Origin of the sequence: Pontibacter beigongshangensis, assembly GCF_014332515.1 — a bacterium.
Classification (GTDB): domain Bacteria; phylum Bacteroidota; class Bacteroidia; order Cytophagales; family Hymenobacteraceae; genus Pontibacter; species Pontibacter beigongshangensis.
Genome location: NZ_VFSD01000023.1, coordinates 1 through 23,883, shown reverse-complemented (window position 1 = coordinate 23,883; position 23,883 = coordinate 1). Strand labels below are relative to the sequence as shown.

General features: G+C 53.6%; 19 protein-coding genes. 10 read left to right on the top strand and 9 right to left on the bottom strand.

Features of this window, described 5'->3' with window-relative positions:
* Positions 1 to 51 precede the first annotated feature (51 nt).
* Together paaN and FJM74_RS17240 are read right to left on the bottom strand one after the other, a co-directional pair.
* Entirely contained in the window at positions 52 to 1,713 is a 1,662-nt protein-coding gene (gene paaN, locus FJM74_RS17245; protein WP_187263886.1) for a phenylacetic acid degradation protein PaaN, read from the bottom strand.
* A 177-nt stretch (positions 1,714 to 1,890) separates the two neighbouring features.
* On the bottom strand, positions 1,891 to 2,223 hold the full coding sequence (locus FJM74_RS17240; protein WP_187263885.1) for a hypothetical protein: 333 nt from the start codon (positions 2,221 to 2,223) through the stop codon (positions 1,891 to 1,893).
* Between the two features lie 285 nt (positions 2,224 to 2,508).
* Between FJM74_RS17240 and FJM74_RS17235 the strand changes: the two genes are divergently transcribed.
* Positions 2,509 to 2,928 (top strand): acyl-CoA thioesterase, encoded by a 420-nt coding sequence (locus FJM74_RS17235; RefSeq protein WP_187263884.1) that lies wholly within the window; start codon positions 2,509 to 2,511, stop codon positions 2,926 to 2,928.
* Between the two features lie 69 nt (positions 2,929 to 2,997).
* Here FJM74_RS17235 and FJM74_RS17230 read toward each other — a convergent pair whose 3' ends face one another.
* A complete protein-coding gene (locus FJM74_RS17230) occupies positions 2,998 to 5,277 on the bottom strand; it encodes an aconitate hydratase (protein WP_187263883.1) in 2,280 nt (759 codons plus the stop codon).
* A gap of 172 nt (positions 5,278 to 5,449) precedes the next feature.
* Here FJM74_RS17230 and FJM74_RS17225 point away from each other — a divergent pair, with 172 nt between their 5' ends.
* The gene (locus FJM74_RS17225; RefSeq protein ID WP_187263882.1) at positions 5,450 to 6,712 is read left to right on the top strand and encodes a peroxiredoxin family protein; all 1,263 of its coding nucleotides are present in this window, start codon (positions 5,450 to 5,452) and stop codon (positions 6,710 to 6,712) included.
* 310 nt (positions 6,713 to 7,022) lie between these two features.
* Here FJM74_RS17225 and FJM74_RS17220 read toward each other — a convergent pair whose 3' ends face one another.
* Positions 7,023 to 7,646: a class I SAM-dependent methyltransferase gene (locus FJM74_RS17220; RefSeq protein ID WP_187263881.1), complete on the bottom strand. Its 624-nt coding sequence runs from the start codon at positions 7,644 to 7,646 to the stop codon at positions 7,023 to 7,025.
* 228 nt (positions 7,647 to 7,874) lie between these two features.
* Positions 7,875 to 8,852: a polyprenyl synthetase family protein gene (locus FJM74_RS17215; protein ID WP_187263880.1), complete on the bottom strand. Its 978-nt coding sequence runs from the start codon at positions 8,850 to 8,852 to the stop codon at positions 7,875 to 7,877.
* A 102-nt stretch (positions 8,853 to 8,954) separates the two neighbouring features.
* Between FJM74_RS17215 and FJM74_RS17210 the strand changes: the two genes are divergently transcribed.
* The 4 genes from FJM74_RS17210 (at position 8,955) to FJM74_RS17195 (ending at position 11,627) form a co-directional block, all read left to right on the top strand.
* A complete protein-coding gene (locus tag FJM74_RS17210) occupies positions 8,955 to 9,812 on the top strand; it encodes an alpha/beta hydrolase family protein (RefSeq protein ID WP_187263879.1) in 858 nt (285 codons plus the stop codon).
* Complete coding sequence (gene folK, locus FJM74_RS17205; protein WP_187263878.1) at positions 9,805 to 10,299, top strand: 2-amino-4-hydroxy-6-hydroxymethyldihydropteridine diphosphokinase; 495 nt, start codon at positions 9,805 to 9,807, stop codon at positions 10,297 to 10,299. The genes FJM74_RS17210 and folK overlap by 8 nt, the downstream gene beginning before the upstream one ends.
* Before the next feature lie 129 nt (positions 10,300 to 10,428).
* A complete protein-coding gene (locus tag FJM74_RS17200) occupies positions 10,429 to 10,908 on the top strand; it encodes a 3'-5' exonuclease (RefSeq protein WP_187263877.1) in 480 nt (159 codons plus the stop codon).
* A 197-nt stretch (positions 10,909 to 11,105) separates the two neighbouring features.
* A complete protein-coding gene (locus FJM74_RS17195; protein ID WP_187263969.1) occupies positions 11,106 to 11,627 on the top strand; it encodes a hypothetical protein in 522 nt (173 codons plus the stop codon).
* A 305-nt stretch (positions 11,628 to 11,932) separates the two neighbouring features.
* Here the strand turns inward: FJM74_RS17195 and fabD are convergent, their stop codons facing one another.
* The 4 genes from fabD to FJM74_RS17175 form a co-directional block, all read right to left on the bottom strand.
* The gene (gene fabD, locus FJM74_RS17190; protein ID WP_187263876.1) at positions 11,933 to 12,811 is read right to left on the bottom strand and encodes an ACP S-malonyltransferase; all 879 of its coding nucleotides are present in this window, start codon (positions 12,809 to 12,811) and stop codon (positions 11,933 to 11,935) included.
* A 297-nt stretch (positions 12,812 to 13,108) separates the two neighbouring features.
* A complete protein-coding gene (locus tag FJM74_RS17185) occupies positions 13,109 to 15,862 on the bottom strand; it encodes a T9SS type B sorting domain-containing protein (protein WP_187263875.1) in 2,754 nt (917 codons plus the stop codon).
* A gap of 408 nt (positions 15,863 to 16,270) precedes the next feature.
* The gene (locus tag FJM74_RS17180) at positions 16,271 to 16,681 is read right to left on the bottom strand and encodes a thiol-disulfide oxidoreductase DCC family protein (protein WP_187263874.1); all 411 of its coding nucleotides are present in this window, start codon (positions 16,679 to 16,681) and stop codon (positions 16,271 to 16,273) included.
* A gap of 14 nt (positions 16,682 to 16,695) precedes the next feature.
* Positions 16,696 to 19,449 (bottom strand): T9SS type B sorting domain-containing protein, encoded by a 2,754-nt coding sequence (locus FJM74_RS17175; RefSeq protein ID WP_241739225.1) that lies wholly within the window; start codon positions 19,447 to 19,449, stop codon positions 16,696 to 16,698.
* Between the two features lie 227 nt (positions 19,450 to 19,676).
* Here FJM74_RS17175 and FJM74_RS17170 point away from each other — a divergent pair, with 227 nt between their 5' ends.
* The 4 genes from FJM74_RS17170 (at position 19,677) to FJM74_RS17155 (ending at position 23,880) form a co-directional block, all read left to right on the top strand.
* The gene (locus FJM74_RS17170; RefSeq protein WP_187263873.1) at positions 19,677 to 20,363 is read left to right on the top strand and encodes a succinate dehydrogenase cytochrome b subunit; all 687 of its coding nucleotides are present in this window, start codon (positions 19,677 to 19,679) and stop codon (positions 20,361 to 20,363) included.
* A 15-nt stretch (positions 20,364 to 20,378) separates the two neighbouring features.
* Complete coding sequence (locus tag FJM74_RS17165) at positions 20,379 to 22,313, top strand: fumarate reductase/succinate dehydrogenase flavoprotein subunit (protein ID WP_187263872.1); 1,935 nt, start codon at positions 20,379 to 20,381, stop codon at positions 22,311 to 22,313.
* 152 nt (positions 22,314 to 22,465) lie between these two features.
* Complete coding sequence (locus tag FJM74_RS17160; protein ID WP_187263871.1) at positions 22,466 to 23,221, top strand: succinate dehydrogenase/fumarate reductase iron-sulfur subunit; 756 nt, start codon at positions 22,466 to 22,468, stop codon at positions 23,219 to 23,221.
* A gap of 134 nt (positions 23,222 to 23,355) precedes the next feature.
* Positions 23,356 to 23,880, top strand: a complete 525-nt coding sequence (locus FJM74_RS17155; RefSeq protein WP_187263870.1) for an NADPH-dependent FMN reductase — start codon at positions 23,356 to 23,358, stop codon at positions 23,878 to 23,880.
* The last annotated feature ends 3 nt before the right edge of the window (positions 23,881 to 23,883 follow it).

Sequence of the window (23,883 nt, the reverse complement as noted above, 5' to 3'; positions counted from 1 at the left end):
AATACAAAGCCCCGGCAAAATTACCGGGGCTTTGTATTAAATAGTTATCAGTTAGATTGCCGGCTCTCGGAAGCCCACCCAGGTAAAGCGCTTTATCACGAACTCCGGATTTGTGAAAGATGCGTTGCCGGCCGGGTTAGCTCCGGTTACATGAAAATCGGAGAAGCCCGCATGCTGGTTCAGGTAAATTCCGCCTGTGAGGTTAAAACTTACAGGTGTTCCGGCCAGGCTCATGGCTTCTTTAATCTGATCCTTTACCTCAGGGCTGGTGGTGTAGGCACCACAGGAAATAGCCCCATGCTCCAGCGCCAGTTCCTGCGCCAACTCTATAGACTGGGCCGTGTCTTTTGTTCTGATGATGAGCATAATCGGCCCGAACAGTTCGCGGCTGTAGCTCTCTTTGTCAGCTACATCTGCTTCGTATATAACCGGGGAGCAGGTGCGGGCATTGGCAAACATCGGGTTGCTGAAGTCGCAGGTGCTGAGCAGTACATGCCCCTGCGCCTCCTTAACCCGCTCCACCGTGGCCTTATTCTGGATGGCACCCAGCACATGCGGCGCCGCTTTGGGGTTATTCACGAGGCTGGTGATGGCTTCGGCCAGTTTTCTGGTTACTTCTTCATAAGGAATGGTCTGCTCCCCCGCTTTTACGCCTGCTGCGGGCACAAAAAAGTTCTGAGGCGCAGTGCACATCTGGCCGGAGTAGAGGCTCACAGAGAAGGCTAGATTCTGCACCACTTTATCGATGTCTTCTACCGAGTCCAGGATCACAGAGTTAACACCCGCCTTTTCGGTAAAAGTTATTTTGCCGGGCAGCTGCTCCAGGTATTCTCCGAACCGGGAACTGCCGGTGTAGTCTATGAGCTTCACCTTGCGGTGTTCCGCCAGTTCTTTGGTGATCAGGTGATCTTCGGCATCTACAGCCAGTTGGCAGATGTCGGGGCTGTGGCCGTTCTCCACCAGCACTTTCTGAATCTCGGCTACAACCATCGCCATAGGCAGCACAGCTTTGGGGTGTGGCTTTACAATAACCGGGTTGCCCGTAACCAGGCTGGCATACAAGCCAGGCACAGAGTTCCAGGTAGGAAATGTGGAGCAGCCGATCACCAGCGAGATGCCTTTGGGCACCGCCACCCAGGATTTCTGAAGCCGGATATTATACTTGCCCATTGGCTTTTCCCACTCCGCAGATTCCGGGAAACGCGTCAGTTCCTCGTAGCCTGTTGCCACGGCCTCCAGTGCCCTGTCGGCGGCGTGCGGCCCTGAGGCCTGAAACGACATCAGGAATGCCTGCCCGGTGGTGTGCATGGTGGCGTAGGCAATTTCAAAGAACCTCTCCCGCAGCCTCTCCAGCGACTCCACTAACATGGCGGCCCTCAGGTCGGGCTTTACCTTGCGCCATGCATGAAACGCTTTATCGGCCCGCTCCACCAGGGTGTCCGGCGCAAAATACGGATAGGTGATGCCCAGCGGTTGCTGTTCATATGGTGACTCCTCCTGCCCCACCCATCCTTCCGGCTCCCCTTGCTGCAGCTCCTCGAAGCGTTTGTTCAGGCTGGCCTTAAATTTTTCACGAGCCTCCTTGTCGGTATTTTCACCATAGATCTCTGGTGAAGGATTTTCGGGATAGTGTGCAAAAAATGTTCGTGTATGCAGCGCCTTTATGGCTGCCTGTATTGTTTCCTGATGTTTATCTACTAAGTCCAGAACCATAGCATTCAATTTAACGGATGAGGAAATATTGGTGACGTCAAGGAAATATACGAATTAAACTAATGCGCGTTAGTAAATAAAAAATAATTCCTGCTTCTCGTATTCCATTGTTGGAGATTCATTTACGCATTCCTTCTATAAGCTCCGCAGACATTTCTAAAAAGGCAGCAAGCCAGGTTAAGCTCTCAGCCAGTGCCTTGGCCTACGTACCCTGTTGCGAGGTGTTCTTTTAGGCAAACAATCATTAAAGATATAGGTGATGCCCAGCGGTTGCTGTTCATATGGTGACTCCTCCTGCCCCACCCATCCTTCCGGCTCCCCTTGCTGCAGCTCCTCGAAGCGTTTGTTCAGGCTGGCCTTAAATTTTTCACGAGCCTCCTTGTCGGTATTTTCACCATAGATCTCTGGTGAAGGATTTTCGGGATAGTGTGCAAAAAATGTTCGTGTATGCAGCGCCTTTATGGCTGCCTGTATTGTTTCCTGATGTTTATCTACTAAGTCCAGAACCATAGCATTCAATTTAACGGATGAGGAAATATTGGTGACGTCAAGGAAATATACGAATTAAACTAATGCGCGTTAGTAAATAAAAAATAATTCCTGCTTCTCGTATTCCATTGTTGGAGATTCATTTACGCATTCCTTCTATAAGCTCCGCAGACATTTCTAAAAAGGCAGCAAGCCAGGTTAAGCTCTCAGCCAGTGCCTTGGCCTACGTACCCTGTTGCGAGGTGTTCTTTTAGGCAAACAATCATTAAAGATTAAACCTTAGCTTTGTATTTTAAACCTATTTTTATGCAAGAGCTCGATAAAAACTTCAACCACTTACCATTAGAAATCCAGCGAAAAATCTCCTTTTCCCAGACCAGCGTATTCAAGGCTGTTTTCCCGAACGACACCAACCACTACGACACCCTGTTTGGAGGGGTAGCCATGCAGCTGATGGACGAGGTAGCCTTTATTGCAGCGACCCGCTTCTGTCGCAAACGCCTGGTCACTGTTTCTACCAGCCAGATAGACTTTAAAATACCGATTCCGGCTGGCACCATTATCGAGGTATCAGGCACTATTATCAAAATAGGCACAACCAGTATTGATGTGAGGGCGGATATTTATGTTGAGGAAATGTACCGGGAGGAGCGACACCTGGCTGTGTCCGGAAAATTCACTTTTGTGGCAATCGACGAAGCCCGGGTGCCTATTTCAGTTCTTTAGCCGCCGTCTAAAAACAAAGAAGGCCTTGCTTTGCAGCAAGGCCTTCTTTCATACTTATTAGTTAGGCCATTAAGCCTGCGCATCCTGCTTATTTTGCAGACGAATCAGGTTAAGGGCAGAACCGGCTTTAAACCAGGCAATCTGACCTTCGTTATACGTATGGTTTACTTCGAAAGAGTCGATAGAACCGTCGGCGTGGTGCAGCACTACTTTCAGTGGCTGACCTGGTGTAAAGTTCTCCAGACCCAGGATGTCGATCGTGTCGTTCTCTTCGATCAGATCGTAATCGTTTTTGTTTACGAACGTCAGCGCCAGCATACCTTGCTTTTTCAGGTTGGTTTCGTGGATACGGGCAAAGGATTTTACCAGAACGGCTCTAACACCTAAGTGGCGAGGCTCCATGGCCGCGTGCTCACGTGAAGATCCTTCTCCGTAATTCTCGTCTCCTACTACTACAGTACCAATACCAGCCGCTTTGTAGTTACGGGCAGTGGCAGGCACAGAGTCATAACCGCGGGTCATGTCGCTGAATACCTGGTTCGCCTCGCCGTTGAACGCGTTGATGGCACCAATCAGCATGTTGTTGGAGATGTTGTCGAGGTGGCCACGGTATTTCAGCCACGGGCCTGCCATAGAAATATGGTCGGTGGTACACTTGCCTTGCGCTTTGATAAGAAGCTTCAACCCTTTCAGGTCTGTGCCTTCCCATGGCTTAAAGCCTTCGAGCAACTGCAGACGATCGGACTTTGGATCTACTGCCACCTGCACGGTGCTTCCGTCTTCGGCAGGCGCTACATAACCGGCATCCTCTACAGCAAAGCCATTTACTGGCATATCAATGCCTTGTGGCTCATCCAGCTTCACGGCTACACCGTCTTCGTTTACAAGCGTATCGGTAAGCGGGTTAAACGTAAGGTCGCCGGCAATAGCGAAAGCAGTTACGATTTCTGGGGAGGCCACAAACGCGTGCGTGTTCGGGTTGCCATCGTTACGCTTTGCAAAGTTACGGTTAAACGAGGTGATGATAGAGTTCTTGCGGGTAGGGTCGTCGGTATGACGTGCCCACTGCCCGATGCACGGACCGCAGGCGTTAGCCAGTACCACACCACCCATTTGCGCGAACGTATCTAACAAACCGTCGCGGGCAGTGGTGTAACGTACCAGCTCAGAACCAGGCGTGATCGTGAACTCAGCCTTGGCAACCAATTTTTTATCGATAGCCTGTGCTGCGATAGAGGCAGAACGGGTCATGTCTTCGTAAGAAGAGTTGGTGCAGGAACCGATCAGGCCTACTTCCAGTTTGGTTGGCCAGTTGTGCTCTCTTACTACGGCAGCAAACTGAGAAATTGGCCAGGCGGCATCCGGCGTAAACGGACCGTTTACGTGCGGCTCCAGCGTAGACAGGTCGATCTCGATCAGTTGGTCGTAGAAAGAAGCCGGGTCAGCGTATACCTCGTCATCGGCACGCAGGTGTTCTGCTACCTGATCAGCCAGCTCTACTACTTCTTCGCGCTTGGTACCGTTCAGGTAAGCACGCATGCTGTTGTCGTAAGCGAAAACAGAGGTAGTAGCCCCGATCTCTGCACCCATGTTACAGATAGTACCTTTACCCGTACAAGACATAGACTCGGCACCTTCGCCGAAATACTCCACAATGGCACCCGTACCGCCTTTTACAGTCAGGATACCGGCCACTTTCAGGATAACATCTTTCGGAGAAGCCCAGCCGCTCAGTTTACCGGTGAGTTTCACACCGATCACTTTCGGGAACTTCAGCTCCCAGGCCATGCCGGCCATTACGTCTACGGCATCAGCACCACCAACACCGATCGCTACCATACCCAGGCCGCCTGCATTTGGTGTGTGGGAGTCGGTACCGATCATCAAGCCGCCCGGGAAAGCATAGTTCTCCAGCACTACCTGGTGAATGATGCCTGCGCCCGGCTTCCAGAAACCGATGCCGTACTTGTTAGACACGGAGGCCAGGAAATCGTACACTTCTTTGTTTTCATCGTAGGCATCCTGTAAGTCCTGATCAGCTCCTACTCTTGCCTGGATCAAGTGGTCGCAGTGTACAGTAGACGGAACTGCTACTGTCGGCTTTCCTGCCTGCATGAACTGAAGCAAGGCCATTTGTGCCGTAGCATCCTGCATGGCCACTCTGTCTGGCGCAAAGTCAACGTAAGACTTGCCACGCTCAAAACTCTGCGACGCATTGCCATCATACAGGTGCGTGTACAGAATCTTTTCAGTCAGGGTAAGCGGCCGGCCTACTGCGTTACGGGCAGCAGCGATCCGCTCGGCCATGCCGGCATAAACTGCCTTGATCATTTCTAAATCAAATGCCATAGTTTTGCTATTATATTATTGTTTTAAATGCTTTACTAATAATTCCACAAAGGTACAAAATCCTCCAGATTTTGAGCAACATTAGTACTTACTAATATTAACAACGGTTTTACTTTAACTGCTATTTAGAACCATTATAGCTTTTCAGGAATACGTGCATTACTTTTGCCTCATGAAATACACCTTTATAGATACACCACTCAGCCTGATTTTGTTTTTAGGATTCGTCCTGAGCCAGTTCATAACATCCTGTTCTTCTTCTACATCAGATGATAAGGCAGTGGCAGCAGGGAGCTGGCGGGCACAGCTTAGCACCCAGGGGCAACAGATTCCCTTTATAATGGAGGCCTCCGAACAAAATGGCAAAACTGTACTTTACCTGGTAAACGGAGAAGAACGCATCCTGCTGGACGATGTGCAGCAGCAAGGCGATTCGCTCAGGATCGGGCTGCACATTTTTGATGCGGACCTGATTGTGAAGGTAGAGGGCGAAAAAATGGCCGGCCGGCTGGTAAAGCACGATGCCCCCTCCTATTATGGCATTCCGTTTACGGCCACGCACGGTCAGTCATACCGCTTCTCGGAAAATCCTGCTCCGGCTACCTACAACTATGCGGGTAAGTGGGAAGTAACTTTCTCCGACAAAGAAGGAAAAACCACCCAGGCGGTAGGCCTTTTTGAACAGAACGAAAACTACCTTACCGGCACTTTTATGACCACCACCGGCGATTACCGCTACCTGGAAGGCGAAGTGGCCGGAGAAAGCCTGGCGCTCTCGGCCTTCGACGGCAACCATGTCTACCTGTTCAAGGCCGCTCCTGCTGATAGCAGCACGATAAACGGGGAGTTCTACTCTGGCATTACCGGCTACAGAACCTGGACCGCCACCCGAAACGAAAACGCCGCCCTCGCCCATGCCGACTCCCTCACGTTCCTGAAGCCCGGCTACGACGAGCTGGCATTCAGTTTCCCCAATATCGATGGGAAAGAGGTATCGCTCTCTGACCCCAAGTTTAAAGACAAGGTGGTAGTGGTGCAGTTGCTCGGAACCTGGTGCCCCAACTGCCTGGACGAAACCAACTACCTGGCACCGTTCTACAAAAAGAACAAGGACAGAGGGTTTGAAATTATAGGTCTTGGTTTTGAGCGTAACCCGGAGTTTGAAAAAGCAGCGGCGCGCCTCCGCAAAATGAAAGATCGCTTAGACATAGCGTATGAGCTGCTGGTAGCCGGCCCCGCCGATGGCAAGGCAGCAGCAGCGGCCCTTCCGGCCCTGAACCACGTGATGTCGTTCCCGACCACCATCATCATCGACAAAAAAGGCAAAGTCCGGAAAATCCATACCGGCTTCTCCGGCCCCGGCACCGGCCAGTATTATGAGGATTGGGTTGAGGACTTTAACAGGACCATCGATAAGCTGCTCGCGGAAAAATAAGCTCGGAAACTGCGCTTCACTATTTGTCAGAAATGAAATACCAGCTATCACGGCCTTCGCTCCAGCAACATATGCCGCCTGTTGTAGAGACGAAGGTTGGGACGAAGGCCGTTACGCAATTCAAAATAGAATGATTCTTGCAGGCGTTTCAAATTATTTGAATGAAAAATGCCTTCCAGAGGCTTTCCTTCAGCCTCCTGATCAGGGCCTGCGCGACCAAACCTTCTTTGTTTGCACCTTGTAGCTATACTGCTGGCTTATCTACGGCAACTGGGAGTTCCAGAAGGGCATTTCCATTAGAATAATTCGCTTAATTTGGCTTCCGAAGCCTGATGATCCGGAAAGTGCCGCCTAGTGCGGCTGGCTCATTTAGCTCCACCTGCAGCGAGGTGCGGGCTATGATCTTGCCTATGGAACGGTTGATGTCGGAGAAAAGCGTGCCGGCGATCTGGTTAAGGAACCTGCGCAGTAGCGATGGGGCTTGCCCGTCTGGCAGGAATTTATCGAACACCATCACGGTGCCTCCCGGCTTCAGCACACGCTCCACCTCTTTTATACAAGCCACCGGGTCCGGAATAACAGCCAGGATCAGGTGCAGCACCACCGCATCGAAACTGTTGTCTTCAAAATAAAGCTTCTGCCCATCCATAACCTGCGCCTGCACCGGCAATTGCAGGGCTGCTGCCCGCTCCTTCAGCTTCGCGATCATACCCGGCGTAATATCGATGGCACTCAGGTTCGTACAGTGCTTTAGGTACACCAGGTCCAACCCTGAGCCTGCTCCCAGCAACAGAACAGCATCTGTGGGTTTGGCCTGCAGCAATGAAAGGGAGCGCGCACGGTACTTGCGGAACACCCGATCTGCTATGAGGTCATAAACAGGAAGGTAGATGGTGTAGCGGAGCCTGTTCCAGGTGTTGGTGTTGATGCTCATGAGAGTTGCGTTTAGCTGATACACACAAAGCTACCTACCGCATCGTCACCTTCCATTACAGATTTAAGGAAGAGATTTACAGTTATTTCAGCTTGAGGAAATATGCCGTAGAGAACAGCAATTATTCTAATGAAAATGGCCTTCCAAAAGCGCTGCCGCCCGTGGTGGTGCTGTTCCGGAGACGGTTACCGATGCTATCTCCAGCAGTAACTCTAACTCCAGAAATGATTATTTTTCTCTGGCGATGGTGAAGGCCATGAGCTGCTCCAGCGAAGTGCGGGAAGGGGATGGGGGAAATGTACTCAGAATGGCCAGTGCCTCCGAGTAATACTTGTTCATCTGTCCGATGGTATAGTTGATGCCGCCTGATCCTTTTACAAAATCGATAACATGCTGCACCCGCTTGCTGTCGCCGTTGTTGTTCTTCACATTGTAAATCACCTTGCGCTTGGTCAGCCAATCAGCTTCGCGCAGCGCGTGGATGAGCGGCAGCGTCATTTTCTTCTCTTTGATGTCGATACCGACAGGCTTTCCGATCTCAGCGGTGCCGTAATCGAAGAGGTCGTCTTTTATCTGGAAGGCAATGCCTACCTTTTCGCCAAACAGGCGGGCTTTCTCTATTTCCTCTACCGTGGCGCCTGCCGAGGCGGCTCCTACGGCGCAGCAGGAGGCAATAAGCGAGGCTGTTTTCTGGCGGATAATGTCGAAATATATATCCTCGTTAATGTCGAGGCGACGGGCTTTCTCTATCTGCAGCAGCTCCCCTTCGCTCATCTCCCGCACCGCGTTCGACACGATTTTGAGCAGCTCAAAGTCGTTGTGGTGCAGCGAGAGCAGCAGGCCCTTCGAGAGCAGGTAATCGCCCACGAGCACGGCAATCTTATTTTTCCAGAGGGCGTTTACAGAGAAGAAGCCACGGCGGTAGTTGGCATCGTCCACCACATCGTCGTGCACGAGGGTGGCCGTGTGGAGCAGCTCTATCAGGGCCGCCCCGCGATAGGTAGCTTCTGTAATGCCCTTGGCAAAAAGGTTGGCCGAAAAGAAAACAAACATGGGCCGCATCTGCTTGCCTTTGCGTTTTACAATATAGCTCATGATCTTATCCAGAAGGAGGACGTTAGACTTCATGGAAGTCCTGAACTTCTTCTCGAAAAGCTGCATTTCCTGCGCGATGGGTGCTTGTATTTCGTCTAGACTGATGCTCATTTTGGGTGCACAATATTACTATGCTTCCCCATGGTTTCCAAGCGATGTCTTTGCAAATGGGCTAATAATTGAATAATATTAACCCGATAACAGCAACAGCAGATGCCCGAACTAAAAAAACTGGACTTTATAGTACACCCGCCCCACCAGCGGCCCTTCACCGCCGATGCCCGCTACCACGAAAGCGGGCAGCCCAAGCCTGTGGTGGTGTTTGTGCACGGTTTCAAGGGCTTTAAAGACTGGGGGCATTTTAACCTGCTGGCCGACTATTTTGCGGGCCAGGGCTTCTTCTTCATTAAAATGAACCTCTCCCACAACGGCACCAGCGTAGCCGACTGCTCCGATGTGCACGACATGGAGGCTTTCGGCAACAACAACTTCTGCCTGGAACTCGACGACATAGGCACATTGCTGGATGATCTGTACACACCCACAGGCACCTTACCAGCACAGGAGCTAGACCCCAGCAGGATCTTCCTGATAGGCCACAGCCGGGGGGGTGGGGCCGTGCTGGCAAAAGCCGCCGAAGACAGCCGCGTGACTGGCGTAGCCACCTGGTCGGGGGTGAGCGACTTTAACATGCGCTGGCCGCCCGAGGTGATGGCGCAGTGGAAGCAGGAAGGTGTGCAGTGGGTAGCCAATGCCCGCACCGGCCAGCAAATGCCGCTCTACTACCAACTGGTAGAAAACTACCAGGCCAACCTGCACCGCCTGCACCTGCCTGACCTGGTGCAGCAAATCGAGCAGCCGCTTTTAATTTTGCATGGCGAAGAAGACGAGACGCTGCCGGTGCAAATGGCCCTGGACCTGAAAAGCCGGAAGCCCGACGCTGAGCTGCACCTGCTCCCCGAAACCGACCACTCGTACGGAGGCAGGCATCCGTATGCAGAGCCGCACCTGCCTGCTGCCGCCCAAAAAGCCGCGGACCTCACCATTCAGTTTATCCGGAAACATGGCTGATATCTACCTGCTTCTGGGGGGCAACCTCGGCAATCGGCCTGCTTTTCTGCAGCAGGCCCGCGAAAGTCTGGCTATTGAAGTAGGGGCTATTACCAGCAGCTCCAGACTCTACGAAACCGCTGCCTGGGGCAAAACAGACCAACCCGCGTTTCTGAACCAGGTACTCCGGCTCAGAACAGAGCTGCAGCCGGAGCAGGTGCTCTTGGCCATCCACCGCATAGAGCAGGAACTCGGCCGGGAACGCGTTGAGCACTGGGGGGCGCGCGTGATCGACATCGACATTTTGTTTTATGAGGACCTGGTGCTGCAGACGCAGCGCCTCACCATCCCCCACCCGCAACTGCACAAACGCCGCTTTACGCTGATGCCTCTGGTCGAGCTTGCGCCCGAGCTGGTGCACCCGGTGCTGCAGCAAACCGTAAAGTCGCTTCTGGAAAACTGTGAAGATGCCCTGGAGGTGCACGAGTTTATGGAGCAGCCTGAGTAAAACGAGAAGCAGAAGATGTACAGCACACAGCAGTGCCAGCAGCAAAAGTGCCTCTGGAGGCCCTTTTTGATTGGAATAATTCACAATTTACAAGACGAAGTACTTAAGGTCTTGCTTTAGATTAAAAACATGAACCATACATTTACCGCCATCGATTTTGAAACCGCGCAAGGCAAGCGCTACAGTATCTGCCAGGTGGGACTGGTGCGGGTAGAAAACGGTGCCGTAACCGCCAAACTTAATCAGCTGGTTTGCCCACCCGACAACTTCTACTTTTACCGCAACACCGAGATTCATGGCATTTCTGCGGCGCATACCTGCCAATCCCCTACATTTAAGAGTGTCTGGCAGCAGCTTCAGCCTTACATTCAGGATCAGACGGTGGTGGCGCACAACGGCGCCTTCGACTTCAGTTGCCTCCGCCACACCCTCGACTATTACAACATGCCGCAGCCAGCCTACGAGCAGCAATGCACCTACAAGATCTTCAAGAAGAGTTTAGCCGACCTGTGCCGGCAACACAGCATCCAACTGAACCACCACGACGCCCTGAGCGACGCCATGGCCTGCGCCCGGCTGTATATGCTGCACCTGAGGAGTATGGGGTAGGGTTGGGTTTTGGAGCGCTGAAATACTGTCGAGTTCCTTTCAGCTTTAATAGCACAAAGATTTAAATAAAAGGGTGCGATGTGCCTTGTAAATTAATGAGGTAATTAAAATTTCAGATTCGCGTTGCAGCAAACCATGTTGGTGGTTTACAGACAAGCAGTATGCAAGCTTAAGAACTGGAAATAGGTAAATGATGGATGAAGTCAACTATTTTTGAAACGGCTCTCGCTCTTTTGGTTCCGTTTGCCATTATCCTTTCTGTAATCAATTACATTCCAATAGAAGGTCTGGAAACAGCGGTAAGCGATCCTTTCGCTGATTATTATTCTAATCCAGGCATAAGAAGAATTCACTGCTTCAAAACGATTGCCTGGTTTAGTTTCTTGCTATTTTTTACACTTCAATGCTTTGACAAGTACAGAAAGAATACAGCTGTTCTAACTACCTACCTGACGTCAGCCTTTGCGATTGCGGCATTGCAGTGGTTTGAATTATATTTTGGTTCTACCTTCTATTATGGAGAAGTAAGAGATAAACAAGGATTAGGCTTTCCTGTCCTTAGCTCCTTCATGGTAACTCTGGTGATCTGGAAAATAAATTACTCCACTAACAGAGATATAGATCTTACAATAAAGCTAATACTGACCGGAGTAATAAACTTCAGTTTATACCAACTTTACTTACAAGTTTATGAACCGTGGAAGTTATGGCAGTCTTGAAATGTAAAACAATGTGTAGCAAGAAGCTTTGCTACGCTGCATCCTGCTGCACGCGCAGGTTAGCCATTATAAGTAACTTGGCAAAATCAGGATTATCTCTTCTGGGTGTAGTTTTCAATTACACCAACCTATTGCCTTCTGAGGATGCGCCTGTTTAAACGCTATCTTATCTCACCTCCGATTAACAGCTATATGCTTGCATTGAAAATATTCTAGATTTAACGATAAGCCAAGAAGAACACATACAAAACAAAAAAGGTCTGCCTCACAAAGTGAAGCAGACCTTTTTCATGGATACAAATCAACTACTCCACTGAGCTTACTTCTGCCGTGCGTTCAATTTTCTTCACCAGCCCCTGCAGTACTTTGCCCGGGCCGCACTCCACAAAATGAGTCGCGCCCTCGGTCAGCATCTGCTGCACCGACTGTGTCCAGCGAACCGGGGCCGTCAACTGCTTGATCAGGTTTTGCTTGATTTCGGCAGGGTCAGTGTGCGGTTTGGCGTCTACGTTCTGGTAGATCGGGCAAATTCCCTGGCTGAAGGTTGTTCCCTCAATCGCTTTGGCCAGTTCTTCTTCAGCCGGTTTCATGAGCGGCGAGTGGAATGCACCTCCTACCGGCAATGGTAAAGCACGCTTAGCTCCCGCTTCCTTCATCTTTTCGCAGGCGATTTCTATGCCTCTGTTTGAGCCGGAAATAACCAACTGGCCGGGGCAGTTATAGTTGGCAGCCACAACTACCTCTCCTTCTATGGCGGCACACACTTCTTCTACTTTGGCATCGTCGAGGCCCAGAATGGCCGCCATGGTAGAGGGGTTTGCTTCGCAGGCGGCCTGCATGGCCAGCGCTCTTTTAGAAACCAGCCGTAGGCCATCTTCAAAGCTCAGCACCTTGCTGGCAACCAGCGCAGAGAACTCACCCAGCGAGTGTCCTGCCACCATATCAGGTGCAAAATCTTTGGCCACGGAGGCCTGCGCCACCGAGTGCAGAAAAATGGCAGGCTGTGTCACCTTCGTCTGCTTCAGCTCTTCATCTGTGCCATGGAACATGATTTCGGTAATATTAAAGCCCAGGATCTCATTGGCTTTATCGAACAGGGCCTTGGCTTCAGCGTGCTGCTCATACAGCTCCTTGCCCATCCCCACAAACTGAGATCCCTGACCCGGGAATACATATGCCTTCATGTAAAAATACTTTATGTTATCTATTTGAATTGCGCTCGTAGTCACCTCAGAATTCCGGCTGATGCCTCTGTAGAAGGTCGGAAGCAACGAGGCAGTAAACTTAAAGCATCCTGTCTGAAATACCAATTTAATGTGTCAGGAAACGAAGCCAGCCATAGCCCAATAGAAATTTGCACTGAAAAGCTCATGCTTGATTCTCCTCTTCTACCCGAATTATTTGAATGAAAAAGGCCTTCCGGAGGTCCTTCAGCAACATGAGCAGCCGATGGGTCTCCAGAAGGCCTTTATACGTTTACGTTACCTGACCACTTCTACCCATCCCTTGAAGGTCTGCCGCTCCCGGGCCGGGTCCAGGGAGAAGAACTCCACCTCGGCCTCGTAGTAGTAGACCCCGTCGCTCACCCGGCCCCCGCCGCTGCTGGTGCCCCCCCAGTTGATGTAGGGGTCCCCGCTGCCCTCAAACACCCGCACCCCCCACCGGTTGTAGACCCTGAACCTGGTCGAGCGCACGAAGCCCGTCTCCCGGTCGGGCCGGAACACGTCGTTGCGCCCGTCCCCGTTCGGGGTGATGATGTTGGGAAGCCCGAAGCGCAGGCAGTTGTCCTTGCAGACCTCGTTGCTCGGGGCGCTCTCCTGCCCGTCCACCCCCGTGGCCGTCACCCGGTAGCAGCCCGCGAAGCTCGCCAGCCCCGCGTGCACATAGCGCGTCTCGGCCGTGGTGCCCAGCAGCTCCCACTCCCCCTCCAGCCGCGCCCTGAAGTAGACGCTGTAGAGGGCGATCTCCTCGGTGCAGTCCCCGGCCATGCTGGGCAACCAGGTGAGCACGTTCTGGTAGGGCGGCGGCGTGGAGCCAGGCGAGAAGCTCCCGCAGTCCAGCGCGTCCACCGACAGCTCCGGGGCGCAGAGCACCCGCGGCAAAAGCGCGCAGGCCTGCTGGCTCAGGTTCTCCAGCGGCCGCGGCAGCCCCGGGATCGGGTAGGCCCCCACCGTCTCGACGTAGTAGCAGTAGCTCTGCCCCCGCGCCAGCGGCTGCCCCCCGAAGGTGCCCCGGTCGGTGTAGGTGCCCCCCGCGGCCGTGGCCGCCACGCTGTCGATCAGCACGAAGGCGTCCCCCGCCCGCCGGTAGATGCGGTGCAGCCCGGCCGTGTTCTCCCAGGGCACCTGGTAGCCCCAGCTCAGGGCGATCTCGTTGGGCCCCTCCGGGGCTGCGGCCAGCTCCAGGCGCACGCTCGAGGCGCTGGTGCTGTCGTAGAGGGCCAGCGTACCGGCCGGCGAGTGGTAGAACTCGAGCTTGTAGCGGTAGGACTCCTCCAGGGTGTTGAGCCCCCGGTCCACGAACACCGTGTCCGAGAGCCTGTCGAACGAGGCTATACGGGTGTAGCCCTGGCCCCCGTCCGGGCCCTGCCCCAGCTTGCGGTAGAGCCGGTACTGGAAGGGCCCCTGCAGCTGCCCGATCCCCGCCCCCGGCTGCGTCCAGCGCACCGTCACCTGCCCGTCCGTGGCATCGGTGGCGTCCACCGTCACGTGCGTCAGGTAGGGGATGTCCTGCTCGATGGCCACGCAGGCCTCGTTGGAGGCCAGGCTCTGCCCACGGCCCGGCACCGGGAACTCGGCGTAGATCATGTAGCAGTACTCCTTGCCCGACTCCAGCCCCCGGCCCCCGTTGTTGTCCAGGTAGGAGACCCCGTCCTTGCCCACCTCGGCGATCAGCACGTAGCCCGTGCTGCCCGGGATGCCCGTCTGGCAGGTGTCGGGCTCGAAGCCCGAGGGGCCCTCCCGCCGGTAGATCCGGATGGAGGAGGCGTTCTGGCAGATGTAGGGATCCCACGTCAGCAGCACGTCCTTGCCCTGGCCCGTGGCCACCAGGTTCTGCGGCGGTGGGCCAACGACTGTAATGCGCCACGGCTGCAAATCGGCCAGCCGCTGACCGAGCGGCAATTGGTCTTCGGCCCTCACCACCACCAGGTATGGCTCGTCGCGTACATCGGAGCACTGGGTGGCCCATGAAAAGAGCCCGGCAGCAGCGCCCGGCGTATTGGTGGTTTGCGTAAAAGTAGCCGGCGGTATAACCCCGCTGGAGGCTGTTAGCATAATCCGGTCACCGTCCGGGTCGGTAGCGCGCATCAGCCAGTTCAGGGTGGTACCCGCTACAATACAGGTATCTCTGGGCTCCAATATCGGAGGACGGTTAGAGCCAGCACGCACTAGGATCTGCATATCGCGTACTACTTCGCCTAGCTTCACTGCTCCGCCTGAAGGAGACACGCGCCATTCCTCCACCACAAAAGCAATATTATACTCGCCAGTGATACAGGGGGCATCCCACTCCAGCTGCCCCGTCAACGGGTCAAGTGTAAAAGTGGCAGGCCCTGTGCCTATGGAATTCTGGCAATTGTCGTACAAGTGAGGCATCACGAAACCTGGCACATTAATTACCTTACCGGTAATACCACTACCTTCTCGTCGCTGCGGCACTCTGAACTTAAAGGCAAGGCTGTCGCCATCGGCATCATAGGCACCCGGGTTGTGCACCCACTTGCGGAAGGTCATGGCCAGATCTATCGGATCGACGGTCAGTACCGGCGTACTGTTATAGCCCCGCAGCGAGTTGATATTGAGGGTTGTAGTAATATGGAAACTGTGCTGTTCAGAAGGTGACTGTAGGTTAAGAATATTATTGTTCCGGTTTATACCCGTCCAGGAAACTTCGTAGGTGCCGTCAGCCGGATACGTAGTTTCCCAGGTAAAGATATGCTTTTCCGTTTGGTTCCCGATGGGGATCATCCTGTTTAAAGGCACTGTAATATTGTTCAGCCCATTCCAGATAGTGACCGGATTGTCCATCTGCACACCACCTGTATCGCGGTAAATAACCATGGTAAAGAAGTAGCGCCTCGGATTCGGGTTGGGAGTGGTATCTCTTTTGGCGGTTATGTCCCCTGCCCGGATGTGCGTGGCCTGCACGGCCGAAGACGAAACCAGCAGCAGCAACACCAGGATAAATAACCAGGCATGTGGCAGCAGGAACCTTATGTGTAAACCTTGTCTCATACTCTTAACTATAGTAATGATAATATTATGGAAGTCCTGTGATGAGAGTGCCTGCAACTGTTTCATCTCCTCTTCCTCCACCTTCCGGTCACAAACTAAACGGAGCCTGGCAGCAAGGCCTGTTTCCTTCAGGATTTATTTTTTCAGGCGGCATCTGGCAGCAAAGCTCGTGTTTAAATCACCGATTTCCAGGATCAGCATTCTACGGTTTTCTACTGCTGCCTTACTACCTGAACGGATTCTGGCAGCAAAACCAAAGATAGCACATCAGGCTACCTCCCATCAGCGAATTTAAATATAGGCATAAATTAATACAGGAGTCTCTTTCAGGTAACCTCTACGAAGATTTTAATATTTATATTTAGCAATACGCACATTATTTTGCTTGCAGGCAACGGACCAACTCGCTCAGGCCAGGAACCTGCTGCGTTGCTGTGGTGTAGGCAGCAGGCAGGCGGCTGTGCGGCCAGCAATATGGTAACGGTTTCTGGCTATCATCCGGTATAAAAAATCCCGAAGAAAAGCAGGAATAACCAGCCCATAACCGAGCAGAAAGAAGGGAAACCGAAGGTGCCGGGCTATACGCAGCGCAGCTCCAGAGGCTGTGTATAACCGGCCACCTTCATAAAACAGCATCGCATCTGGTAATGGCGCAGCCTGCCTTGCCTCCGCCAGCAGTTGTGTGGCCATTTCTGATTGCAGTGCCGCAAAGTGCAGGTTCTGCCTGCTGTTGTGTTTTAGCACAAACTGTACGCTTGCCTGGCAAAATCCGCAGGAGCCGTCATAAAAGACAATCGATTTTTGCTGATTCAGTTCCATATCATACGTTTACGTTACCTGACCACTTCTACCCATCCCTTGAAGGTCTGCCGCTCCCGGGCCGGGTCCAGGGAGAAGAACTCCACCTCGGCCTCGTAGTAGTAGACCCCGTCGCTCACCCGGCCCCCGCCGCTGCTGGTGCCCCCCCAGTTGATGTAGGGGTCCCCGCTGCCCTCAAACACCCGCACCCCCCACCGGTTGTAGACCCTGAACCTGGTCGAGCGCACGAAGCCCGTCTCCCGGTCGGGCCGGAACACGTCGTTGCGCCCGTCCCCGTTCGGGGTGATGATGTTGGGAAGCCCGAAGCGCAGGCAGTTGTCCTTGCAGACCTCGTTGCTCGGGGCGCTCTCCTGCCCGTCCACCCCCGTGGCCGTCACCCGGTAGCAGCCCGCGAAGCTCGCCAGCCCCGCGTGCACATAGCGCGTCTCGGCCGTGGTGCCCAGCAGCTCCCACTCCCCCTCCAGCCGCGCCCTGAAGTAGACGCTGTAGAGGGCGATCTCCTCGGTGCAGTCCCCGGCCATGCTGGGCAACCAGGTGAGCACGTTCTGGTAGGGCGGCGGCGTGGAGCCAGGCGAGAAGCTCCCGCAGTCCAGCGCGTCCACCGACAGCTCCGGGGCGCAGAGCACCCGCGGCAAAAGCGCGCAGGCCTGCTGGCTCAGGTTCTCCAGCGGCCGCGGCAGCCCCGGGATCGGGTAGGCCCCCACCGTCTCGACGTAGTAGCAGTAGCTCTGCCCCCGCGCCAGCGGCTGCCCCCCGAAGGTGCCCCGGTCGGTGTAGGTGCCCCCCGCGGCCGTGGCCGCCACGCTGTCGATCAGCACGAAGGCGTCCCCCGCCCGCCGGTAGATGCGGTGCAGCCCGGCCGTGTTCTCCCAGGGCACCTGGTAGCCCCAGCTCAGGGCGATCTCGTTGGGCCCCTCCGGGGCTGCGGCCAGCTCCAGGCGCACGCTCGAGGCGCTGGTGCTGTCGTAGAGGGCCAGCGTACCGGCCGGCGAGTGGTAGAACTCGAGCTTGTAGCGGTAGGACTCCTCCAGGGTGTTGAGCCCCCGGTCCACGAACACCGTGTCCGAGAGCCTGTCGAACGAGGCTATACGGGTGTAGCCCTGGCCCCCGTCCGGGCCCTGCCCCAGCTTGCGGTAGAGCCGGTACTGGAAGGGCCCCTGCAGCTGCCCGATCCCCGCCCCCGGCTGCGTCCAGCGCACCGTCACCTGCCCGTCCGTGGCATCGGTGGCGTCCACCGTCACGTGCGTCAGGTAGGGGATGTCCTGCTCGATGGCCACGCAGGCCTCGTTGGAGGCCAGGCTCTGCCCACGGCCCGGCACCGGGAACTCGGCGTAGATCATGTAGCAGTACTCCTTGCCCGACTCCAGCCCCCGGCCCCCGTTGTTGTCCAGGTAGGAGACCCCGTCCTTGCCCACCTCGGCGATCAGCACGTAGCCCGTGCTGCCCGGGATGCCCGTCTGGCAGGTGTCGGGCTCGAAGCCCGAGGGGCCCTCCCGCCGGTAGATCCGGATGGAGGAGGCGTTCTGGCAGATGTAGGGGTCCCACGTCAGCAGCACGTCCTTGCCCTGGCCCGTGGCCACCAGGTTCTGTGGAGGCGGGCCAACGACTGTAATGCGCCACGGCTGCAGGTCAACCAGCCTTTCGGAAGGATTCGGGCGTACGTCTTCTGCCCTGAAGAGTACCTGGTATGGCTGCTGCCGCACATCGGCACATAGAGTGGCCCAGCGGAACTCACCTGTGGCAGTCCCCGCTGTGTTTGAAGTCTGTTGAAAGGTAGCAGGTGGCAGGATTCCGCTGATGGCAGTTAGGGTTATCAGATCGCCATCCGGATCGGTGGACCTTATGATGCCGTTAAGAACCGTGCCGGCTACCACACAGGTATCTTTGGGTTGCAGCACCGGCGGTTTATTGGGGGTCTCGGTCACAGTAATCTGCATATCGCGCACGACCTCCCCCAACTTTACGGCTCCCCCGCCACGCGATACCCGCCACTCCTCTATAACAAAGGCTACATTGTATTCGCCCTTCTGGCAAGGTGCGTCCCAAACCAGCTGCCCTGCAAAAGGGTCCAGCGTCATGGTGCTTATGCCGGAGTCGGTGGAGTTGTTGCAGGTAAACCGCAGGCTGGGCAGCACGTAGCCAGGCACTGTAATGATGTTGTTATTGTTGGCATCCCGTCGCTTCGGGGTGGTAAATTTAAAAGAGAGGCTGTCGCCATCGGCGTCGTAGGCACCCGGGTTATGCACGAATTTGCGCCCCACGTTGGCAAAATCTATGGGCGGGTAGCGCAGCACCGGCGTACTGTTGAACCCCCGAAGCGCATTAACTGAGATGGTAGTGGAAAGGTAAAAGCTGTGTTGGTCGGAAGGTGCCGCCAGGTTCAGGATGTTATTATTGCGGTTTACTCCCGTCCAGGAAACCGTATAATTCCCGTCTGCCGGATAGGTATACTCCCACCTGAATTCCTCCCGGTCTGTTCGGTTCCCGATAGGAGTTATTGGTCCCCGCTGCACCACAATGGTCTCGTTTCCTACACCTGTATAAATCGTAACTTGGGGGTCCTCTGCCTGTGAGTCCTGGTTGGTGTAGATGATCATGGTAAAAAAGAACCGGCGCGGGTTTGGGTTAGGCGTGGTGTCGCGTTTGGCGGTTATATCTCCGGCACGAAGGTGTGTGGCCTGTGCCTCGTGCTGTAGCAGCAGGCAAAGCAGTAACACTAACCAAAGTCCGTGGAGCAACAGAAACCTTAAGCGTAAACTATTTAACATAGGACAAAGGTGAATCTGTGTGGAGAGAAGGTGTTTTGTTAACTTAAATAAAGAAATATTATTGTAAACTTCCGAATGGGAAGCAGGTTTTTAAGGTACGGAAATGGGAATTGGCGGTTGGTAATTTAGATTAATTCAAAATAGAGACAAGAATTGTTTCATAAAAGCCCGCCGTGTAACTTTGGGAGAATATAAATGCATAATTCTATAACCCTTAACTGTTTCAAATGAATTGGTTTACAAAAACGTTTTCCAGTACAATCGGGAGAAAGATCGTAATGTCTGTCACAGGACTTTTTCTGTGCTCCTTCCTGGTGGTTCATTTACTTGGAAACCTTACTTTATTCAGGAACGATGGCGGAGAGGCGTTTAACCTCTATTCGCATTTCATGGCCAGCAACGGCGTGATCAGAGCCATGGAAATTGTACTGGTGTTAGGTTTTCTCTTCCACATCTACGATGCCATTGTGCTTTCCCGCCGCAACAAGGGAGCACGTCCTGTTAATTACGCAGAGAATCATCCGGAGCAGAATACCACCTCCTGGGCCTCCCGCAACATGGGGTTATTGGGCACCGTTATTCTTGTTTTCCTGATTGTGCACCTCTGGAACTTCTTTGTACCAGCCCGTTTTGGCAGTCTGGACCCGGTTCTGATCGAAAACGTAGAGTACGACAACCTGTATACGTCAGTGGTTGAAGCATTTAAGAATCCGATCTATGTTCTGATCTATGTCCTCGGCATGATCGCCCTGGCGTATCACCTGATCCACGGTTTCCAGAGCGCTTTCCAGTCTCTTGGCCTGACACACAAGAAATACACGCCGTTTATCCAGATTTTCGGATTTGCCTTTTCCGTGCTGATCTGCCTCGGCTTCGCCATCATACCGCTGTATTTCTTTTTCACTCAACAATAAACTAGTTCCTTTACTATGATATTAGATTCTAAGATCCCTGAAGGGCCGTTGGCTGAAAAGTGGGAGAAGCATAAATTTAATGTAAAGCTGGTAAACCCGGCCAACAAACGCAAATACGACATTATAGTAGTAGGAACCGGACTGGCCGGTGCCTCTGCTGCCGCTACTTTCGGTGAGCTTGGCTACAACGTAAAAGCCTTCTGCTACCAGGACTCTCCACGCCGTGCACATTCTATTGCTGCGCAGGGTGGTATCAATGCCGCCAAGAACTATCAGAACGACGGTGACTCGGTTTTCCGTCTGTTCTACGACACCATAAAAGGTGGCGACTATCGTGCCCGCGAAGCCAACGTGTACCGCCTGGCGCAGGTATCTGTCAACATCATTGACCAATGCGTGGCACAAGGTGTGCCGTTTGCCCGCGAATATGGTGGCCTGCTGGCTAACCGCTCGTTTGGTGGCGCCCAGGTGTCGCGTACATTCTATGCCCGTGGCCAGACTGGCCAGCAGCTGTTGCTGGGAGCCTACTCTGCCCTGAACCGCCAGATCGCTTACGGCAAAGTGAAGATGTACCCACGCACCGAAATGCTGGACCTGGTCATGGTAGACGGCAAGGCGCGTGGTATTGTTACCCGTAACCTGATCACTGGTAAAGTAGAATCTCACAGCGCCCATGCGGTGGTACTGGCTACCGGTGGTTACGGCAACGTGTTCTTCCTTTCTACCAACGCCATGGGTTCCAACACCACGGCAGCCTGGAGAGCACACCGCAGAGGAGCACTTTTCGCAAACCCTTGCTATACCCAGATTCACCCAACCTGTATTCCGGTTTCGGGTAGCCATCAGTCTAAGCTTACACTCATGTCGGAGTCGCTCCGTAACGACGGCCGTGTGTGGGTTCCTAAGACAATAGAACTTGCCAAGAAACTTCAGACAGGCGAACTAAGAGCCAGCGATATTGCCGAGGCCGACCGCGATTACTACCTGGAGCGCAAATACCCTGCTTTCGGCAACCTCGTTCCACGCGACGTGGCCTCCCGTAACGCCAAACTGGTGTGTGACGAAGGTCGTGGCGTAGGCGCTTCCGGCCTGGCGGTTTACCTCGACTTTGCCGATGCCATTAAACGCGAAGGCCTGAACGCCATCAGCGCCAAGTACGGCAACCTCTTCGACATGTACGCCAAGATTACTGATGAGAACCCTTACGAGAGCCCGATGCGCATTTACCCGGCCGTACATTATACCATGGGTGGCCTTTGGGTAGACTACAACCTGATGACCAATCTGCCTGGCCTGTACGCTACCGGCGAGTGCAACTTCTCTGACCACGGCGCCAACCGCTTAGGTGCCTCCGCGCTGATGCAGGGACTTGCCGACGGTTATTTTGTGATTCCTTACACCATTGGCGACTACCTGGCACAGATGCCATCCGACAAGGTTAGCACTGATCACCCAGCCTTTAAAGAAGCTGAGCAGAATGTGCAGGCCATCACCAACAAACTGCTCTCTATAAACGGCACCCGCACGGTAGATGACTTCCATAAAGCGCTTGGCCAGATTATGTGGGATTACTGCGGCATGGCCCGTAATGCAGAAGGCCTCAAATTTGCCAAGCAGGAAATCAGAAAACTGCGCGCCGAATTCTGGAGAGATGTAAAAGTGATCGGTGTAAACGAGGAGCTGAACATGACACTGGAGAAAGCGCACCGCGTAGCCGACTTCCTGGAACTGGGAGAACTGATGGTAGACGATGCCCTGAACAGAAACGAGTCATGCGGCGGTCACTTCCGCGAAGAGTCTCAGACTCCGGAAAATGAAGCCCTGCGCGACGATGAGAATTACGCTTATGTAGCTGCCTGGGAATATGCAGGCGAGGGCAACGAGCCGATTCTGCATAAGGAGGAACTGAAGTTCGAGAACGTAAAACTGACACAGCGTAGCTACAAGTAAGTGTCATTAAAAATTAGAAATGTAAGATTAGAAATGAGAGGCTCACATGATTAATGGAAACAGGGCATCAGTTCTAACATAATTTCTAATTCAAAATTTTTAATTTCTAATTGAAAGAAAAAATGGCTGGTAATAACCCAAATGCTAAACTAATGAACCTGACGTTAAAGGTTTGGCGCCAAAAAAATATGAATACCCCCGGGCAGCTGGTAACCTACCCGGTAAAAAACATCTCTCCGGACATGTCTTTCCTGGAAATGCTGGATGTGGTGAACGAGGAGCTGCTGGTCAAGAACGAAGACCCGATTGCCTTCGACCACGATTGCCGCGAGGGCATCTGCGGGATGTGCAGCCTGTTTATAAACGGCCGTGCCCACGGACCCGAGCGTGGCACCACCACCTGCCAGCTACACATGCGCAGCTTCAGAGATGGTGACACCATTACCATTGAGCCCTGGAGGGCCGCCGCCTTCCCGGTATACAAAGACCTGATCGTAGACCGTGCTGCGTTTGACCGCATTCAGCAGGCAGGCGGTTATGTATCTGTGAACACGGGCGGAGTGCCGGATGCGAACGAGATCCCGATTCCGAAAACAATTGCAGACAAGGCGTTTGATGCTGCTACCTGCATTGGTTGTGGTGCCTGTGTGGCTGCCTGTAAAAACGCTTCGGCCATGCTCTTTGTGAGCGCTAAGGTGTCGCAGCTGGCCATGTTGCCACAAGGCAAGGTAGAGCGCAAAACGCGTGTAGAGAACATGGTAGCTCAAATGGATATCGAGGGCTTTGGCGCCTGCTCCAACACCGGCGCCTGCGCTGCCGAGTGCCCGGTTGGCATCTCGCTGGAGAACATCGCTTTCATGAACAGAGAGTACCTTACAGCCAAGGCAACGTCGGAAAACGTAGCCTAGGCTGCATTTTATAGCAAAAGAAAAGGCGAAACAGAACATGTTTCGCCTTTTTTGGTTTACTTGTAACCTGAATCAGCCCAGCCTGCAAAGTGGCGGCAGATCCGTTTGTAGTATGCCGAAATTCAAAACCAACTATGATCACAATTATTTCAGGAACCAACCGACCTGAATCTACCACCAGTGCCATTGTAAAACTGTATGCGTCTTTGCTGGAGCAGCGGGGCGTGGCCTACCAGGTGCTGGACTTGGCTAAACTCCCTGCCGACTTTATTTCTTCTGCCCTCTACCACAACACCGGCAAGAACGAGAAGTTTAACAGGCTCAGCCGACTGATTGCCACCTCAGAGAAGTTTGTTTTTATAGTGCCAGAATACAACAACTCCTTCCCCGGGGTGCTGAAAGCCTTTATCGATGGGCTGGACTATCCGAACACCTTCAACAACAAGAAAGCTGCCCTGGTGGGCCTATCGTCTGGCATGCAGGGCAGCGGCATGGCCATGAGCCACCTGACCGACATCTTTAACTACCTGGGTATGCATGTACTGGCCCTAAAGCCCAAGCTGGCGCATATCAACAAAAACTTCGACGGCAACACCCTTACCAACAAATTGTACCTCGAACTAATTGAGCAACAGATAGAGCAGTTCATCCGGTTTTAACAC